18 protein-coding genes are annotated in these 16,950 nt (G+C 75.7%); all 18 read left to right on the forward strand.

Translation table 11 applies throughout. The features are described 5' to 3' along the window. Positions 1 to 128: 128 nt before the first annotated feature. Genes JUB12_RS22350 through JUB12_RS12380 form a run of 18 tightly spaced genes read left to right on the forward strand, consistent with a single transcriptional unit; the run spans position 129 to position 16,927 of the window. Positions 129 to 887: an energy-coupling factor ABC transporter ATP-binding protein gene (locus tag JUB12_RS22350; protein WP_371822334.1), complete on the forward strand. Its 759-nt coding sequence runs from the start codon at positions 129 to 131 to the stop codon at positions 885 to 887. Further along, positions 884 to 1,648, forward strand: a complete 765-nt coding sequence (gene cobJ / locus JUB12_RS12300) for a precorrin-3B C(17)-methyltransferase (protein ID WP_205695696.1) — start codon at positions 884 to 886, stop codon at positions 1,646 to 1,648. Before JUB12_RS22350 ends, cobJ begins: the two co-directional genes overlap by 4 nt. Continuing rightward, entirely contained in the window at positions 1,645 to 2,385 is a 741-nt protein-coding gene (gene cobA, locus JUB12_RS12305; protein ID WP_205695697.1) for a uroporphyrinogen-III C-methyltransferase, read from the forward strand. Before cobJ ends, cobA begins: the two co-directional genes overlap by 4 nt. Continuing rightward, positions 2,372 to 3,058, forward strand: coding sequence for an energy-coupling factor ABC transporter permease (locus JUB12_RS12310; protein ID WP_205695698.1), 687 nt, complete (start codon positions 2,372 to 2,374; stop codon positions 3,056 to 3,058). The genes cobA and JUB12_RS12310 overlap by 14 nt, the downstream gene beginning before the upstream one ends. Beyond that, positions 3,055 to 3,864: a precorrin-4 C(11)-methyltransferase gene (gene cobM, locus JUB12_RS12315; RefSeq protein WP_205695699.1), complete on the forward strand. Its 810-nt coding sequence runs from the start codon at positions 3,055 to 3,057 to the stop codon at positions 3,862 to 3,864. The genes JUB12_RS12310 and cobM overlap by 4 nt, the downstream gene beginning before the upstream one ends. Beyond that, positions 3,815 to 5,056: a precorrin-6y C5,15-methyltransferase (decarboxylating) subunit CbiE gene (gene cbiE / locus JUB12_RS12320; RefSeq protein WP_371822335.1), complete on the forward strand. Its 1,242-nt coding sequence runs from the start codon at positions 3,815 to 3,817 to the stop codon at positions 5,054 to 5,056. The genes cobM and cbiE overlap by 50 nt, the downstream gene beginning before the upstream one ends. Beyond that, entirely contained in the window at positions 5,053 to 5,463 is a 411-nt protein-coding gene (locus JUB12_RS12325; RefSeq protein WP_205695701.1) for a cobalamin biosynthesis protein, read from the forward strand. The genes cbiE and JUB12_RS12325 overlap by 4 nt, the downstream gene beginning before the upstream one ends. Beyond that, positions 5,460 to 6,059: a precorrin-8X methylmutase gene (locus tag JUB12_RS12330; protein WP_205695702.1), complete on the forward strand. Its 600-nt coding sequence runs from the start codon at positions 5,460 to 5,462 to the stop codon at positions 6,057 to 6,059. Before JUB12_RS12325 ends, JUB12_RS12330 begins: the two co-directional genes overlap by 4 nt. Further along, complete coding sequence (gene cobT, locus JUB12_RS12335; protein ID WP_205695704.1) at positions 6,056 to 7,831, forward strand: nicotinate-nucleotide--dimethylbenzimidazole phosphoribosyltransferase; 1,776 nt, start codon at positions 6,056 to 6,058, stop codon at positions 7,829 to 7,831. Before JUB12_RS12330 ends, cobT begins: the two co-directional genes overlap by 4 nt. Further along, complete coding sequence (gene cbiB, locus JUB12_RS12340) at positions 7,821 to 8,741, forward strand: adenosylcobinamide-phosphate synthase CbiB (RefSeq protein WP_205695711.1); 921 nt, start codon at positions 7,821 to 7,823, stop codon at positions 8,739 to 8,741. The genes cobT and cbiB overlap by 11 nt, the downstream gene beginning before the upstream one ends. Next, positions 8,732 to 9,280: a bifunctional adenosylcobinamide kinase/adenosylcobinamide-phosphate guanylyltransferase gene (locus tag JUB12_RS12345; RefSeq protein ID WP_205695717.1), complete on the forward strand. Its 549-nt coding sequence runs from the start codon at positions 8,732 to 8,734 to the stop codon at positions 9,278 to 9,280. The genes cbiB and JUB12_RS12345 overlap by 10 nt, the downstream gene beginning before the upstream one ends. Continuing rightward, a complete protein-coding gene (gene cobC / locus JUB12_RS12350) occupies positions 9,277 to 10,323 on the forward strand; it encodes an Rv2231c family pyridoxal phosphate-dependent protein CobC (RefSeq protein WP_205695718.1) in 1,047 nt (348 codons plus the stop codon). Before JUB12_RS12345 ends, cobC begins: the two co-directional genes overlap by 4 nt. Before the next feature lie 16 nt (positions 10,324 to 10,339). Beyond that, entirely contained in the window at positions 10,340 to 11,074 is a 735-nt protein-coding gene (locus JUB12_RS12355) for an NADH-quinone oxidoreductase subunit J (protein ID WP_205695720.1), read from the forward strand. Beyond that, complete coding sequence (nuoK, locus tag JUB12_RS12360) at positions 11,075 to 11,374, forward strand: NADH-quinone oxidoreductase subunit NuoK (protein ID WP_205695722.1); 300 nt, start codon at positions 11,075 to 11,077, stop codon at positions 11,372 to 11,374. A 3-nt stretch (positions 11,375 to 11,377) separates the two neighbouring features. Continuing rightward, positions 11,378 to 13,390, forward strand: coding sequence for an NADH-quinone oxidoreductase subunit L (nuoL, locus tag JUB12_RS12365; protein WP_205695723.1), 2,013 nt, complete (start codon positions 11,378 to 11,380; stop codon positions 13,388 to 13,390). Next, on the forward strand, positions 13,387 to 15,045 hold the full coding sequence (locus tag JUB12_RS12370; RefSeq protein ID WP_241004250.1) for a NuoM family protein: 1,659 nt from the start codon (positions 13,387 to 13,389) through the stop codon (positions 15,043 to 15,045). The genes nuoL and JUB12_RS12370 overlap by 4 nt, the downstream gene beginning before the upstream one ends. Continuing rightward, positions 15,042 to 16,550, forward strand: coding sequence for an NADH-quinone oxidoreductase subunit N (locus JUB12_RS12375; RefSeq protein ID WP_205695725.1), 1,509 nt, complete (start codon positions 15,042 to 15,044; stop codon positions 16,548 to 16,550). Before JUB12_RS12370 ends, JUB12_RS12375 begins: the two co-directional genes overlap by 4 nt. Positions 16,551 to 16,606: 56 nt before the next feature. Beyond that, positions 16,607 to 16,927, forward strand: coding sequence for an STAS domain-containing protein (locus tag JUB12_RS12380; RefSeq protein ID WP_205695727.1), 321 nt, complete (start codon positions 16,607 to 16,609; stop codon positions 16,925 to 16,927). The last annotated feature ends 23 nt before the right edge of the window (positions 16,928 to 16,950 follow it).

Here is a 16,950-nt window from a genome sequence, read left to right on the forward strand (position 1 = left end):
CGATCTCCCTCACCCCGCACGGCGACGGGCCGGCGCGCGGCAAGCGCCGCGGGCGCCGCGCCACGCGCGCGCCGCAGCCGGCGCCCGCGATCGAGGTCGTCCCGCGCAAGGGCCTGCGGCCGGTCGCGGTGACGGTCGACGCCGGCGCGCCGCCCGCCCTCGACGTGCGCGACCTGCGCTACGCCTACCCCGACGGCTCGGAGGCGCTGAGCGGCGTCTCGCTGTCGGTGCAGCCCGGCGAGCGCGTCGCGGTGCTCGGGCCCAACGGCGCGGGCAAGACGACGCTCGTCCTGCGCCTGAACGGGACCATCGAGGACGGCGAGGGCGAGGTGGTCGTCGGCGGCGTGCGCCTGGAGAAGGCGACGCGCAAGGAGGTCCGCCGCCGCGTCGGGATCGTCTTCCAGGACTCCGACGACCAGCTGTTCATGCCGACCGTCGAGGCCGACGTCGCCTTCGGCCCGGCGAACCTCGGGCTGCGCGGCGACGCGCTGGCCGAGCGCGTCGACGAGGCGCTCGCGCAGGTCGGCCTCGACGACGACGTGCGCCGCAAGGCGCCGCACCAGCTGTCGGCCGGCCAGCGCCGGCGCGCCGCGGTGGCGGGCGTCCTGGCCATGCGCCCCGACGTCCTGGTGCTCGACGAGCCCTCGAGCGCGCTGGACCCGGCGGCGCGGCGCGAGCTCGCCGACGTCCTGCAGTCGCTGCGGCTGACGACGCTGCTCGTCACCCACGACCTGCCCTACGCGCTCGAGCTCTGCCCACGCGCCGTCGTGCTCGACCGCGGCCAGGTCGTCGCCGACGGGCCGACGCGCGAGGTGCTCGCCGACGAGGGCTTCATGCGCGCGCACCGCCTCGAGCTGCCGGCCGGCTTCAACCCCCTGAGCGCGTGAGCGGGCGGCTGGACATCGTGGGCCTCGGGCCGGGCGGGCCGGCGACGCGCACGTCACAGGCGGCCGAGGCCGTCGCGCGAGCCGAGGTCGTCGTCGGCTACGGCGCGTACGTCGACCAGTGCGCCGACCTGCTGCGCGACGGCCAGGAGGTCGTGCGCGGGCGGATGGGCGAGGAGGAGGCGCGGGCCGACGAGGCGCTCGAGCGCGCCCGGGGCGGAGCGCGCGTGGCGCTCGTGTCCAGCGGCGACGCGGGCGTCTACGGCATGGCGGCGCGGACGCTCGCGCGGGCGGCCGAGCTGGACGTCGAGGTCCACGTCGTCCCGGGCATGACCGCCGCGCAGGCCGCGGCCGCGCTGCTCGGCGCGCCGCTGGCCGACGACTTCGCGGTGCTCTCGCTCAGCGACATCCGCACGCCGTGGGAGACCGTCGAGCGCCGGCTCGCCGCGGTGGCCGTGTCCGGCCTCGCGCTCTGCCTCTACAACCCGCGCTCCAAGGCCCGCACCTGGCAGCTGGACCGCGTGCTCGAGCTGCTGCGCGACGCGCGCGGTGGGTCGGCTCCCGTCGCGGTCGTGACGGACGCCGCGCGCGAGGGCGAGGCGGTCGTGCGCACCACGCTCGCCGACCTCGACCCCGAGGCCGTGACGATGCGCTCGCTGCTCATCGTCGGCGGAGAGACCGCGCAGGACGCCGGCCCGTGGCTCGTGGCCGACCGCGACGGACGGAAAGTACCTGGCACGTTCCACCCGGAGGTGTCGGCGTGACGGTGACCTTCGTGGGTGCGGGGCCGGGCGATCCGGACCTCCTGCCGGTGAAGGCCGTGCGGGTGCTGCGCGCGTGCGACTGCGTGGTCTACGACCGGCCGTCGGCGCAGCGCATGGTCGACCTCGCGCCGCCGTCGGCTGCCCGGCATCGCGTCGGCCTGGCGCGGGGCGAGCGGGCGCTGTCCCAGGACGAGGTCAACGCGCTGCTCGTCGAGCTCGGCCGCAAGCACGAGCACGTCGTGCGACTCAAGAGCGGCGACGCGTTCGTGGCCTCGCGCGGCGGCGAGGAGGCGCTCGCGCTGCAGCAGGCCGGCATCGCGATCGACGTCGTGCCGGGCGTGACGGCGGCGGTCGGGGCACCGGCCGCGGCGGGGATCCCGCTGATGGTCCGCCAGCTCAGCGTCACGGTCACGGTCGTCGACGGCAACGACGATCCCGAGCACGGCACGCCGCCCGACTGGGACGCGATCGCGAAGCTCGGCGGGACGCTCGTCGTCCTGACGGGCCGCGGCCGCATCCGACGCACCGCGCAGGCGCTGATGGACGGCGGCCTGGCACCGGACACGCCCGTGGCCGCGATCAGCGCGGGCACGCGCCCCGAGCAGGTCGTCGAACGGGGGACGCTCGCCGAGCTCCCGCGCCCGCTCAAGCCGCCCGTGACGTTCGTCGTCGGGCGCGTCGCCGCGCTCGACCTCGTCGGGGGCGTCGTCGAGGAGGTGCTCGGTGCACATCCCTGACGGCTTCCTCAGCGGCGAGGCCGCGGTGGTCGGCGCCGCCATCGCCGCGCCCGGTGTGGCCCTCTGCCTGCGCAAGGCCCGCGAGGAGGCACGCGAGCGCGACCTGCCGGTGGCCGGCCTCGCCGCCGCGTTCTTCCTCGTCGGCGACGCACCGCTCTTCCCGGTCGGCGCCGGCACCCAGGGCCACCTGCTCGGCGGGACGCTCGCCGTCCTGCTGCTCGGGCCGTGGCTCGGCGCGCTGACGGTCACCGTCGTGACGGTCATCCAGGCCTTCGTCCTCGGCGACGGCGGGATCACCGCGCTCGGCCTGGGGGTCGTGAACCTCGCGCTCGTGCCCGCGCTCGTCGGCTACCCCCTCGTCCTGCTGCTGCGGCGGTTCGTGCCGTTGCCGGCGGCGGGCGCGGTCGCGGCGTGGGTCTGTGTGGTGCTCGCCGCCTGCCTCTTCACCACGGAGCTCGTGCTCGGCGCGGCGGTCGACCTCGACGAGACGAGGCTCGCGTCGACGACGATCGGCACGTACGCGGTCGTGGGCGTCGTCGAGGGCGCGATCACCGCGCTCATCGTCCGCGGCCTGCTCGGCGTGCGGCCCGACCTCCTGCGCGTCGCGCGCTGGCAGCCCCAGGCGCGCGAGGCGCGACGGCGCGTCGCCGAGCCGGCGGAGGGCGCGGCGTGAGCGGCGCGGCCAAGGTCTGGTTCGTCGGCGCCGGCCCGGGCGCGCCGGACCTGCTGACGCTCCGCGCGGCGAAGGTCATCGGCGAGGCGGACATCGTCATCTGGGCCCGGTCGCTCATCGACGAGCAGACGGTCCGCGAGCACGCCAGGCCCGGCGCGGAGGTCGTGCCCTCCGACGAGCGCACGCTCGAGGAGGTCGTCGCGCTGTACGCCCGCGCGAAGGCGCAGGGGCTCGTCGTCGCCCGGCTGCAGTCCGGCGACCCCACGATCTACGGCGCGTTGCACGAGCAGCTCGAGGCGTGCCGGCGGCTCGCCCTGCCGTTCGAGATCGTCCCCGGCGTCTCGTCGGTGTCGGCGGCCGGCGCGGCGCTCGGCCAGGAGCTGACGATCCCCGAGGTCTCGCAGTCGCTGATCTTCACGCGCCGGCCGACGCGCACCTCGATGCCCGACAACGAGGAGCTCCAGGCCTTCGCGGCGCACGGCACGACGATGGCGCTGTTCCTCAGCGTCCGGCGCCCGCGCGAGCTCCAGCAGGACCTCCTCGACGGCGGCTACGCGCCGGACACCCCGTGCGCCGTCGTCTACAAGGCCTCGTGGCCCGACGAGGTCGTCATCCGCTGCGCGCTGCAGGACCTCGCCGCGGAGGTCCGCGGGGCGAAGATCACGACCCAGGCGCTCGTGCTCGTCGGCCCCGCGCTGGGCGACGGTCCGGACGCCGGGCGCTCGCACGTCTACGACCCGGGCTACGGCCACCGCTATCGGCGCCTGGGCCGGCCCGACCGCTACCGCAAGGCCTCGCGTGGCTGAGGTCGACGTCACCGTCCTGGGCGTCCACGGCGGCGCGCTGCCGGCCGACGGTGGCGGGTGCCTGGCAGCCGCCACGGTCGTCGCCGGGGGCGCCGCGGTGCTCGAGGCGCTGGCGCCCGAGGGCGCGCGGCGCATCGTCCTGCGCGCCCCGCTGGAGGACGCGCTCGACGAGCTGCTGGCCGCCGACGGCCCGCGCGTGGTCCTGGCCAGCGGCGACCCGGGGTTCTTCGGGATCGTCCGCGCGCTGCGCGAGCGCGGCGCGACGCTCGACGTGCGCCCGGCGCCCTCGTCGGTCGCCGTCGCCTTCGGCCGGGTCGGGCTGTCGTGGGACGACGCGCTGGTCGTCTCCGCCCACGGCCGCGCGCCCGAGCCGGCGCTGCACGCCGCGCTGCGCCACCCGAAGGTCGCCGTCCTCACCGAGCCGCGCACGCCGCCCTCCTGGTTCGCGCAGCGCCTCGCGGGGACCGGCCGCCGGCTCGCGGTCGCCTCGCGGCTCGGCGAGCCCGACGAGCGCGTCGTGCTCGGCGCGCCCGAGGAGCTGACCGACGTCGCGGCCGACGAGCCCAACGTCCTGCTGAGCTGGGACCCGGACGCGCCGTCGCCCAAGCGCGCCGTCCCGCCCGCCGCCGCGGGGCCCGGGGCGTGGGCGCTCCCCGACGACGCCTTCGAGCAGCGCGGGCGGATGGTGACCAAGCGCGAGGTCCGGGCCCTCGCGCTCGCGCGGCTCGGGCCCGGGACCGGCGACCTCCTGTGGGACGTCGGCTGCCACTCCGCCTCGGTGGCCGTCGAGGCCGCGCGCCTCGGCGCCGCCGCGATCGGGATCGAGCGCGACGCCGAGGTCCTGGAGCTCGCGCGGCGCAACGCCGCGGCCCACGGCGTGCCGGTGCGGCTCGTCCACGGTGCGGCGCCGGGCGCGCTCGCCGACCTGCCCGACCCGGACGTCGTCTTCGTCGGCGGCGGCGGCGCCGACCTCCCGGCGATCCTGGACGCGACGCTCCCCCGGGTGCGCCGCGCCGTGGTCGTCACGCTCGCGCTCCTCGACCGCGCCACCCCGGCGCTCGAGCAGCTCAGCGCCGGCGGCTTCGCGGCCGACGGCACCCTCCTGCAGGCCAGCCGCCTCGCGCCGCTGGCCGGCGGCCACCGCCTCGCCGCCGAGAACCCCGTCGTCGTCCTCACGGGGGTCCGCCGGTGATCGCCGTCGGGGTGGGGTGCTCGCGCGGCTGCGCGGCCGACGAGCTCCTGGAGCTCGTCGACGGCGCGCTCGCCGCCGCCCGGGTCGAGACCGTCGACGTCCTCGCCTCCATCGACGTGAAGGCCGACGAGCCGGGGCTGCTCGAGGCCGCCGCCCGCCGCGGCTGGCCCCTGGCCTTCCACGCCGCCGAGACCTTGCGCACCGTGCCCGTCCCCACCCCCTCCGCCGTCGTCGCCGGCCACGTCGGCACGCCCTCGGTCGCCGAAGCCGCCGCGCTCCTCAGCGCCGCCCCGGCCGAGCTCCTCGTCCCCAAGCGCCGGTCGGCCAACGCCACCTGCGCGGTGGCCGTGCGAAGAAGGGGACTGTCCCCTTCTTCGCAAAGGCCTGCAAACGGGGTGGTCGGGTGACGCGCAAGGTCCACCCGATCGAGGCCGAGAGCTACCGGATCCTGCGGTCGCGGATCGACCTCAGCCACCTGCCGCCGCTGTCGCGCGCGGTGGCCGAGCGGGTCTGCCACGCGTCGGCGGACCTCGGCTTCGCGGACTCGCTCGTGCTCGACGAGGCCGCGCTGGAACGCGGGCGGGCGGCGCTGCTCGGCGGCGCGACCGTGGTGTGCGACGCGCGGATGGCCGCGGTCGGCATCACGTCGCGCGACCCGCTCGTGCCGCTCACGGACCCGCGCGCGACCGAGCTGGCCAAGAGCGAAGGCCTCACCCGGACGGCAGCCGCGATGCGCCTCGCCGCGCAGGAGGTCGGGCCCGGCGCGGTCTGGGTGGTGGGCAACGCGCCCACCGCGCTCTTCGAGCTGCTCGAGCACCCGCCGCCGGACCCCGCGCTCGTCGTGGGGCTGCCCGTCGGGTTCGTCGGCGCGGCGGAGTCCAAGGACGCCCTGGCCCAGAGCGGCCTGCCCGCGGTCACCAACCGCGGCGAGCGCGGCGGCTCCGCCGTGGCGGTGGCCGCGGTCAACGCCCTCGTGTACTTCGAGCCCGAGGCCCAGCCGTGAGGCGGCCCGTCCTCGACCCGACGGTCGACCCGTCCCGCGCGGCTGACCGCGCCGCCGACCCCAGCGGCTGGCGGATGGACGACGCGACCCGCGATGCGCTGGCGAGCGTCATCGCCGGCCGGCGCGACATCCGCGCCTTCCGCCCCGACCCCGTCCCGGACGACCCCCTGCGCCGCCTGCTCGAGGCGGCGCACCGCGCGCCGTCGGTCGGGCTGAGCCAGCCGTGGCGGTTCATCGTCGTGCGCTCGGAGGCCACCCGCGCGCGGGTGCGCGCCATCGCCCAGAAGGAGCGCGAGCGCCAGGCCCCGCGCTTCGACGAGCGCGCCCGCGCGTTCCTGGACCAGAAGGTCGAGGGCGTCCTCGAGGCGCCCGTCGGCATCGCCGTCTGCTGCGTCCCGCCCCCCGCGGGCACCGAGGTCCTCGGTCGCGGGACGATCCCGGAGACCGACCTGCACTCGACGGCCTGCGCGATCCAGAACCTCTGGCTGACCGCGCGCGCCGAGGGGCTCGGCGTCGGCTGGGTGAGCTTCTACCGCCCCGACGACCTGCGCGACGTCCTCGGCATCCCGCCGCAGGTCGACCCCGTCGCCTGGCTCTGCGTCGGCTGGCCCGACGAGCGTCCCGTGCGCCCCGGCCTCGAGCGCGCCGGCTGGGCGAGCCGCGCGCCGCTGGACGCCGTCGTGCTCGAGGAGCGCTGGCCCGCCGGCGACGACGACCCCGCCGCGCCGCTCGGCGCCGGCCCGGCCGCCGACGCACGCGCCCGCACCGCCGTGCGCGACCGCGCCGACCAGCTCGTCAAGCCCGTCGGCTCGCTCGGCGCGCTCGAGGACGTCGTCGAGCGCTGGGCCGCGGCCACCGGCGCGCCGCCGCCGGCGCCGCTGACCGCCGCGCACCTCGTCCTCGCCGCCGACCACGGCCACACCGACGCCCGCGGCACGAGCCTCTTCGGCGCCCGCGTCTCCGCCCAGGTCGCCGAGGCCGCCGCCCGCGGCGAGACCGCCGTCGGCGTGCTGGCCCGCGCCCGCGGCGAGCGCGCCGTCGTGGCCGACCTCGGGCTGCGCGACGGCACCCCGGACGGCTGCGCCGACGCCCGCGTCGCCGCGGGGACGCGGGACGCCACGCGCGAGCCGGCGATGACCGCCGGCGAGGCCCGTCAGGCGATGGCCGCGGGCGCGCGCCTCGCGAGCGGCCTGCTCGACGACACCGGCGCGGACTGCCTCGTCGTCGGCGAGATCGGCATCGGCAACACCGCCACCGCCGCCGCGCTGCTGTGCGCCCTGACCGGCACGCCGGTCGAGCGCGCCGTCGGACGCGGCACCGGGCTCGACGCCCAGGGCCTGGCCCGCAAGCGCGCCGCCGTGCAGGCGATGCTCGACCGCCACGGCGCGCAGGACCGCGACCCGCTGCGCGCCCTCGCCGGCGTCGGCGGCCTCGAGCTCGCCGGCCTCGTCGGTGCGATCCACGCCGCGCACGACCGCCGCGTCCCCGTCCTGCTGGACGGCTTCGCCACCGGCGTCGCCGCGCTCGTCGCCGTCGCCCTGCGCCCCGCCTGCCGCGAGTGGCTCGTCGCGGGCCACCGCTCCGCCGAGCCCGCCCACGGCGACGTGCTCGCCGAGCTCGGCCTCGAGCCGCTGCTCGACCTGCGCCTGCGCCTGGGCGAGGGCAGCGGCGCCGCGCTCGCCCTGTCGCTCGTCGAGCAGGCCGGGCGCCTGCACCGCGAGATGGCCACCTTCGAGGAGGCCGGCGTCGACGGTCCCTCCCATGCCGCGTAGCGCGGGCCTCGTCCTCGCCGTCGCGCTCGACGCCGCCGCGGGCGACCCCGCCCGCCTGCACCCCGTCGCGGGCTTCGGCCAGCTCGCCGCCCGCGCCGAACGCGCCCTGCACCGGCCCTCGAAGCCCGCCGGCGCGCTGTACGCCGCGGCGCTGGTCCTGCCGCCGACGCTCATGGCCCGCCGGCTGGAGCGCCGCGGCGGCCGCGCCCGCACCGTCGTGCTGACCGCCGCCGCCGCTTGGACCGCCCTGGGCGGCACGACCCTGCGCCGCATCGCCGCCCGCATGGCCGACCTCGTCGAGGCCGGGGACCTCGACGGCGCCCGCGAGCTGGCCCGCTCGCTCGTCGCAAGGCGGACCGACGCGCTCGACGGCCCGGAGCTCGTGCGCGCCGCGCTCGAGTCGCTCGCCGAGAACACGGCGGACGCGATCGGCGGCCCGCTCGTGTGGACGGCGCTCGCGGGCCCGGCCGGCGCCGTGGCCCATCGCGCGGCCGACACGCTGGACTCCATGGTCGGCTACAAGGACGCGCGCCACGCCGAGTTCGGCTGGGCCTCCGCGCGCCTCGACGACCTCCTGAACCTCCCGGTCTCCCGGGCCACCGCCGCGGCCACCGTCGTCGCCGCCGCCCTCACCGGCGAGGACGCCGGGCGCGCCGTCCGGGTCTGGCGCCGCGACGGCGGCCGGCACCCGAGCCCGAACGCCGGCCAGGCCGAGGCGGCGTTCGCCGGCGCGCTTCGCGTCACCCTCGGCGGGACGAACGTCTACGGCGAGGTCGTCGAGGAGCGCCCGCGCATCGGCGACGGCCCGCGCCCCGACGTCGACGCCCTGCGCCGCGCCGTGCGCCTCAGCGCCGGCACGCAGCTCGTCCTCGCCGCCGCCTGCGTCGCCGGAGCCGCGCGATGGCGCTGACGCTCGTCCTCGGCGCCCGGCGCTCGGGCAAGTCCGCCCACGCCGAGCGGCTCGCCGCCCAGGCCGGCGGCGACGTGGTCTACGTCGCGCCGCTGACGGCCGACGACCCGGAGATGCACGCCCGCGTCGCCGCGCACCAGCTGCGCCGCCCCGCGACCTGGCAGACCGTCGAGCAGCCCGACGTCCTCGGCGCCGTGCGCGACGCGCCGCCCACCGCCACCGTCCTCGTCGACTCGCTCGGCACCTGGGCCTCGGAGGTCCTGTGGCGCGCCGGCGCGCTCGAGGCCGACAGCGAGCACGGCGCCGCGCACGAGGCGGTGTCGGGCTTCGGCGCCGACGTCCGCGCGCTCGCCGACCTCGCCCGGCAGCGCCCCGGGGCCACGATCGTCGTCGCCGAGGAGGCGGGCTGGGGCCCCGTCCCGCCCGACCCCGGGACCCGGCGCTGGCTCGACGCCGTCGGCGATGCCGCCCAGGCGCTGTCCGCCGCGGCCGACGCGGCGGTCCTCGTCGTCGCCGGCCGGGCACTCCCCCTCCCATGAGCGCCGACGAGCCCGACGTCCACGGCGACGTCCACGCCCGCGGCGCGCGCCACGACTTCGCGGTGAACGTCGTCGCCGCGGCCCCGCCGCCCTGGCTGCGCGCCGCCCTCCAGCACGCGCTGGACCACGACGCCGCCGCCTACCCCGACGAGACCCGCGCGGTCGCCGCCGTCGCCGAGCGCCACGGTCGTGCGCCCGAGGAGGTCGTCCTGCTCAACGGCGCGGCCCAGGGGTTCGGCCTGCTCGCCGACGTGCTGCAGCCCGCTCGCCCCGTCGCGGTCCACCCGCAGTTCTCCGAGCCCGAGCGCACGATGCGCACCGCGCGCGCCACGCTCGCCGAGCCGTGGCACCTCGAGGACCGGCCCGACGTCGTGCCCGCCGACGCCGACCTGGTCGTCCTGGGCAACCCGACCAACCCGACCGGCGTGCTGCACCCCGCCGCGGCCGTCCGCCGCCTCGCCCGCCCCGGCCGCACGCTCGTCGTCGACGAGGCGTTCATGGACTTCGTCGCCGGCGAGCCCGAGACGCTGGCGCAGGACACGACGACCCCCGGCCTCGTGGTCCTGCGCAGCCTCACGAAGCTCCTCGGCATCCCGGGGATCCGCGCCGGCTACCTCCTCGCGCCCCCCGAGCTCGCCGCGCGCCTGCGCCGGCGCCGCCCGGCCTGGTCGGTCAACGCGCTGGCCCTCGCGGCGATCGAGGCGGCCATGGGCCACCCCGAGCACGCCCACGCGATCGCCGCGCAGACCGCCCTGGCCCGCCGGGAGCTCGTCGGCCGCCTCGAGTCCATCGCCGGCGTCCGCGTCCACGCCGGCGCCGCGAACTTCCTGCTGCTGGAGCTGCCCGACGCCCGCCGGGCGGTGCAGCGGCTCAAGCAGGAGCACGGCGTCGCGGTGCGCCCCGCGTGGACGTTCCCCGGTCTCGGGGCGGACCACGTGCGCGTCGCCGTGCGGGGAGCGCCCGCCGACGACGCTCTCGTAGCCGCTGTTGCAAGCGTGCTGACGACCGCGGGCGGACGGTCCCCAGCGCCCTTCGTCGGGTAGGTTGCAGAGCCGTCGCATGGCTGAGGTCCTGTTCTTCATCGCCGGCATCGGCGCCGTCGCCGGCGCCGTCGGCGTCGCCTCACTGCGCAACGCCTTCTACGCCGTCCTGGCGCTCGTCTTCCACCTCCTGTCGCTGGCGGCGCTGTTCCTGCTGCTGCGCGCGGAGTTCGTGGCGGCCGCCCAGGTCGTCGTGTACGCCGGCGCGGTCATGGTGCTCTACGTCTTCGTCGTCGCCTACGTCGGCGGCGACGCGTCACCCGTGCGCCATCCGAACAAGACGCAGGTGCGCGCCTTCGCCTTCCTGGCCGCCGCCCTGCTGTTCGTCGAGCTGGCCATCGCCACCCTCGGCTCCGGCCTGAAGGCGATCGACGGCGAGGGCGCCCCCTACGAGGCCGGCTTCGGCTCGCCCGAGCAGATCGGCGAGCTGCTGCTCACCCGCTTCCTGCTGCCCTTCGAGCTCGCGTCGTTCCTGCTGCTCATCGCGGCCGTCGGCGCCGTCGTCCTCGCCCGCCGCCGCGGCGGGATCACCACGGACGACGAGCGCGCCGTGTCCTTCCGCGAGGCGCTGCGCCCCGCCGGCACCGGCACGATGCGCGAGGGCGTCCGTGGCCTGATCGACCAGCCCGTCAGCGCACCGACCGGCGTCCACGACGCCGAGGCCATGGGCGCCGGCGAGACCGGCACGCGCGGGGACCGCGTCTCTACGGCCGCCGGCACCGGAGCCAGCTCGTCGCCGGAGGACCAGGGCTAGATGGCCATCGGCTGGTACCTGGTCGTCTCGGCCCTCGTCTTCTGCATCGGCGCCGCCGGCGTCCTGCTGCGGCGCAACCCGCTCGTCGTCCTGCTCTGCCTCGAGCTCATGCTCAACGCGGCGAACCTGGCGCTCATCGCGTTCAGCCGCATGCACGGCAACGGCGACGGCCAGGTGTTCGCGATCATCGTGATGGTCGTGGCCGCCTGCGAGGTCTGCATCGGCCTCGGGCTCGTCGTGGCGATCTTCCGGCGCCGGCTGCCGATCGACGTCGACGAGCTCCGGGAGCTGCACGGCTAGCCCATGTCCGCCACCACCGCCGGTTGGATCGTCCTCCTCAGCCCCCTGGTGGGCTGCCTGCTGATCGCCCTCTTCGGGCGCGCCCTGCCGCTCAAGGCCGTCGGCGCGCTCGGGACGCTGGCGATCCTCGTGTCGTTCGTCGCCGGCGTGCTGGCGTTCGTCGACCTGCAGGACCGCGACGAGGAGGCCCGCCAGCTCGTCTCGGTCGGCTGGGACTACGCCGTCACCGCGGGGATCGACGCGAAGCTCGCGATCCTCGTCGACCCGCTGAGCGTCCTGATGGTGCTGGTGGTCGCGGGCGTCTCGACGCTCATCCACCTGTACTCGACGGCGTACATGGTCAGCGACCAGGGCTACGCGCGGTTCTTCGCGTACCTCAACTTCTTCGTCTTCTCGATGCTGCTGCTGGTCCTGGCGGCGAACTTCTTCCTGCTCATCGTGGGCTGGGCGTTCGTCGGCGCGGCCTCGTACCTGCTCATCTCGTTCTGGTACCGCCGGACCACCGCGACCAGCGCGGGCATCAAGGCCTTCGTCATCAACGTCGTCGGGGACATCGGCCTCGTCCTGGGGACGTACTTCATCTTCAAGCACTCCGGGACGCTCGACTTCCTCGGCACGTTCGAGGGCGTCAAGGAGGACTTCGCGCGCAACGACGGCGACCTCGTCGCCGGCTGCATCCTGCTGCTGGTCGGCGCCTTCGCCAAGTCGGCGCAGATCCCGCTGCACACCTGGCTGCCGGACGCCATGGAGGGCCCGACCCCGGTCTCCGCGCTCATCCACGCGGCGACGATGGTCACGGCCGGCGTCTACCTCATCTGCCGCATGCACCCGCTCTTCGAGCAGGCGCCCGCCGCGGCCGACGTCGCCGCCGTCGTGGGCTGCGTGACGCTCGTCGTCGCCGGCACGATCGGCCTGGTCGTCACCGACCTCAAGCGCGTCATCGCCTACTCGACGATGTCGCAGATCGGCTACATGGTCATGGCCGCGGGCGCCGGCGCGTACTTCGCCGGGATGTTCCACCTCATGACGCACGCCTTCTTCAAGGCGCTGCTGTTCATGGCGGCCGGCTCGGTCATCAGCGCGATGGCCGGCACGCAGGACCTCGACAAGATGGGCGGCTTCCGCAAGGCGATGCCGTTCACCTACGGCTGCTTCGTCATCGGCGGCCTCGCGCTGGCCGGCGTCCCGCCGTTCTCGGGCTTCTTCTCCAAGGACGAGATCCTGCTGATGGTCGGCGACCGCGGCGGCTGGTTCTGGGCGCTGTACGTCGCGGGCTACCTCGCCGCGCTGCTGACCGCCGTCTACACGTGGCGGATGATCTTCCGCGCCTTCCACGGCGAGCCCGTCGCGGAGGCCAAGGAGCTCGAGGGCGGGCACCTGCACCACGCCGAGGTCCACACGAACCCCGCCACCGGCGAGGTCGAGGACACCGAGGTCGGCTTCCCCGGCAGCGAGCACCACATCGCCGAGCAGCGGGTCCCGATGAAGCTCGCCATGGGCGTGCTCGCCGTGCTCGCGGTCGTCGGCGGCTTCCTGCAGGTGCCGTGGACGACCCACGCGCTCGAGTCCTTCCTGCACCCGGCCTTCCACGACAGCGCCCTGTTCGAGCGCCACCCGAGCGACGGCCTGATCACCTTCGGCCTCGTGCTCGGCGCCGCGATGGGCCTGCTGGGCATCTTCATCGCCTACCGCATCTGGGTCGTGAACCCGGCGATCGCCGTGCGCGCCCGCGAGCGCTTCGCGCCGCTGCACCGGCTCTTCGTCAACAAGTGGTACTTCGACGAGGCGATCGACCTGCTGGTCGTGCGGCCCGTCGCGTGGATCGGGCGCTTCGGCCAGCAGACCTTCGAGCGGGTCGTCGTCAACGCGACGCTTGTCGGCGGCACGTCGGGCCTGGTCCGCGCGGGCTCCGCCGCGGTGCGGGCCGTCCAGTCGGGCTTCCTGCGCGCCTACGCGGGCCTGCTGCTCGTCGGCGTCGCGGTCGTCGCCCTGTACTTCCTCCTCCAGGCCTCGTGACGATCCACCTCAGCATCCTGCTCTGGCTGCCCCTCGGCGGGGCGCTGCTGGGCGCGCTGCTCACCGGCGCGGCCGCGCGCCTGGGCGCCGTCCTGGGCTCGGCCCTCGCGCTGGTCTACGCGATCGTCGCCGTGGCCGACTTCGAGCGCGGCGCCGGTCTGCAGTACGTCACCGACGAGACGTGGATCCGCTCGCTGGGCGTCCACTACGCGCTCGGCATCGACGGCCTGAACCTCTTCCTCATCCTCCTGGCGACCGTGCTCTTCACGGCCTCGACGCTGTGGGCGGCGTTCAAGGAGTGGGAGCGCCCCCGCCAGTTCTTCCTGATGCTCGGCCTGGCCCACACCGGCGTGCTCGGCGCGCTGATGGCCCAGGACCTCGCGCTGTTCGTCGTCTTCTTCGACCTGATGCTCGTGCCGTTCCTCTTCCTCACCTACGTGTGGGGCCGCGAGGACCGCGAGCCGGTCAAGGCCGTCACGAAGCTCTTCATCTACACCCTCGTCGGCTCGCTGCTGATGCTCACCGCGGCGATCGCCACGGGCGTCCTGACCGCGGACGCCAAGGGCACCGACGTCAGCTTCCTCTTCGCCGACCTGTCCGGCGGCGCGCTGTCGGAGGGCTCGCAGCAGTGGATCTTCCTGTGCTTCGCCGCGGCGTTCCTGGTGAAGATGCCGGCCTTCCCGTTCCACGGCTGGATGCCCGACGGCTACCGCGCGATGCCGCTGCCGGTGCTCGCCGTCTTCTCCGGTGTGCTGAGCAAGGTCGCGGCCTACGGCTTCCTGCGCGTCGTCGTCCCGTTCTTCCCCGACGCCTCCGTGCACTTCCAGGAGCTCATGCTCCTGCTGGCCCTGGCCTCGATCCTCTACGGGTCGGTCATGGCGTTCACGACGACCGACGCCCGCCTCGTGCTCGGCTACTCGTCGATCGCGCAGCTGGGCTTCATCGTCCTCGGCGTCTTCGCCCTCAACGACGAGGGCGCGCAGGGCGCGATCCTGCAGTCGGTCAACCACGGCATCGTCGTGGCGCCGGCCTTCGTGGTCCTCGCGCTGCTGGCCGAGCGTGCCGCAGGCTCCGAGGACGTGCGCGACATGGGCGGCATCGCCTTCAGGGCGCCGGTCCTCGCGGCGCTCTTCCTCGTGGTGGGGCTCGCGAACCTCGCGATCCCCGGCTCCTCGAACTTCGCAGGCGAGTTCCTGATCCTGCTGGGCGTCTTCAAGGCCAAGCTCGTGATCGCGATCGTCGCCTCGACCGGCGTCGCCCTCGCCTCGGTGTACACGCTGCGGCTCTTCATCCGGGCGATGCACAACCGCGTCGGTGCCGAGGTCCAGTCGCGCGACCTGGGCGCCCGCGACGCGGTCATCCTCGTCCCGCTGGTGCTCTGCATCCTGGCGCTCGCGCTCTACCCGCAGATCGCCCTGGAGAAGGGCGAGGCGGCGGTCACGCAGGCCGTCAAGCCCGCGGCCCAGATCATCGACCCGCCGCCGCCCCCGGCCGCGCAGGTCGCGCCCGAGACCCAGCAGCAGCCGATCCAGATCGACCCGCAGACGGGCCAGCCGATCGACCCCCAGACCGGCCAGCCGATCCAGATCGACCCGAACACGGGCCAGCCGGTGGATCCGAGCCAGGTCCCGCAGGAGGAGGTGCCGGCGCCGTGAAGGACGGCCCGTCCATCGACTGGGCGAACCTGTCGCCCCTCGTCGCGCTGCTCGGCGCGGCCGTCGTCGTCCTGCTGCTCGGCCTGCTGCGCAGCCGGCCGATGCGCGAGCAGGCCGTGCCGTTCCTGTCCTTCGCCGGCTTCGCGACGGCGCTGGGCCTCGGCGTCTGGCGCTGGGGCGAGGACGGCGACCTCATCGAGCGCGCCATGCGCATGGACGAGCTCACGCTGATGGCGCTCTTCATCGTCTGCGTCGCGGGCATGGCGTCGGTCCTGCTGTCGTGGCGCGCCGTCGCGCCGCGGGAGTCGGCCCACGGCGAGTTCCACGCGCTCATGCTCACGAGCGCCGCCGGCATGCTCGTCCTCGCCGGCTCGACCAACCTCGTCACGCTCTTCCTCGGGCTCGAGCTGCTGTCGATCCCGCTCTACGTCCTGTGCGCGACGGAGATGCGGCGCGCCTCGTCGCTGGAGTCGGGCCTGAAGTACCTGATCGTCGGCTCCGTCGGCTCGGCGACGCTGCTCTACGGCCTGGCGTTCATCTACGGCGCCGCGGGCCACACGGACTTCACGCAGATCGCCACCGCGCTGCGTGACCAGGGCGGCCTGGCGACCGACGAGCTGCTGCTGACCGGCATCGCGCTCAGCGTCGTCGGCCTGGGCTTCAAGGCCTCGGTCGCGCCGTTCCACCAGTGGACGCCCGACGTGTACGAGGGCGCCCCGACGCCGGTCACCGCGTTCATGGCCACGGCGACGAAGGCCGCCGCCTTCGCCGTGATGCTGCGCCTCTTCGACGTCGCGCTGGTCGACGCCCAGATCACCTGGGGCCCGGTCCTCGCCGCGCTCGCGACGATCACGATCATCGTCGGCAACGTCGGCGCCCTGGGCCAGAGCTCGCTCAAGCGCCTGCTGGCCTGGTCGTCGGTGGCGCAGGCGGGCTACATGCTCGCCGGCGTCGTCGTCTCGACGCAGCTCGGCGTGCGCGCGACGATGTTCTACCTCGCGGTCTACCTCGTGATGAACCTCGCGGCGTTCGGCGTCATCGTCGCCCGCGAGCGCGAGACCGGCCTGGGCGACTCCATCGCCTCGGTGCGTGGTCTGATGGCCGAGCGCCCCGTCCTCGGGTGGGCCATGACCCTGGCGATGCTCGGCCTCGCCGGCATCCCGGCCACGGCCGGCTTCATCGGCAAGTTCTTCCTCATCGAGGCGGCGGTCGACGGCGACTACGCCTGGCTGGGCATCGTCATCGTCGTCGGGTCGATGATCTCGCTGGCCTACTACCTCAAGGTCATCGCCGCGATGTGGACCCGCCCGGAGCCCGCGCCCGGCGCCGCCCCCGGCACGCCGGTGCTGGCGGGTGCCGACCCGGTCGCCGACCCGCGTCCGGCGGGCTGGGAGGTCCTCGCCGTCGCCGGCCTCGCCGGGGCGGCGACGCTCGTCCTCGGCGTGGTGCCCCAGCCGCTGTTCGACCTGGCCGAGCGGGCCGGGTCGCTGGCCGGCCTGCTCTGACACGGGCGGCCTGCGGCCGTCATCCGAGGGGGCGCCCACCACGTACCGAGAGCATGATGGACACGCTGCGCCCCGAGCCCTTCCGCGTGCAGCGCCGCGACGACGGCGCGCGCATGGTCCTGCACGTCGCCGGCCCGCTCGACCTCGCCGCGGAGGAGCCGCTGCGCCGCGCCCTCACCGAGGCCCTCGACGGTGGCGACCATCCGGTCCTGGTCGACCTCGAGGGCTGCACGTTCATCGACTCGCGCGGCATGAGCGTCCTGCTCGACGGCCATCGCAAGGCCGACGGCCGGCTCGTCCTGCGCGGCGCCCACGGCCAGGTCGCCGCGGCGCTCGAGCTCGTCGACGTCCGCCGGCACCTGCCCTTCGAGGACTAGGACCGCCCGTCCGGGCAGTTCCA

It is taken from the genome of Conexibacter sp. SYSU D00693 (genome assembly GCF_017084525.1).
Lineage (GTDB): Bacteria > Actinomycetota > Thermoleophilia > Solirubrobacterales > Solirubrobacteraceae > Baekduia.

What these genes read in the sequence shown, in the direction of transcription:
- cbiB (WP_205695711.1), top strand. Translation starts at nt 7,821, where the DNA reads ATGCCGCGTAGCGCGGGCCTCGTCCTCGCCGTCGCGCTCGACGCCGCC.
- JUB12_RS12345 (WP_205695717.1), top strand. Translation starts at nt 8,732, where the DNA reads ATGGCGCTGACGCTCGTCCTCGGCGCCCGGCGCTCGGGCAAGTCCGCC.
- cobC (WP_205695718.1), top strand. Translation starts at nt 9,277, where the DNA reads ATGAGCGCCGACGAGCCCGACGTCCACGGCGACGTCCACGCCCGCGGC.
- JUB12_RS12355 (WP_205695720.1), top strand. Translation starts at nt 10,340, where the DNA reads ATGGCTGAGGTCCTGTTCTTCATCGCCGGCATCGGCGCCGTCGCCGGC.
- nuoK (WP_205695722.1), top strand. Translation starts at nt 11,075, where the DNA reads ATGGCCATCGGCTGGTACCTGGTCGTCTCGGCCCTCGTCTTCTGCATC.
- nuoL (WP_205695723.1), top strand. Translation starts at nt 11,378, where the DNA reads ATGTCCGCCACCACCGCCGGTTGGATCGTCCTCCTCAGCCCCCTGGTG.
- JUB12_RS12380 (WP_205695727.1), top strand. Translation starts at nt 16,607, where the DNA reads ATGGACACGCTGCGCCCCGAGCCCTTCCGCGTGCAGCGCCGCGACGAC.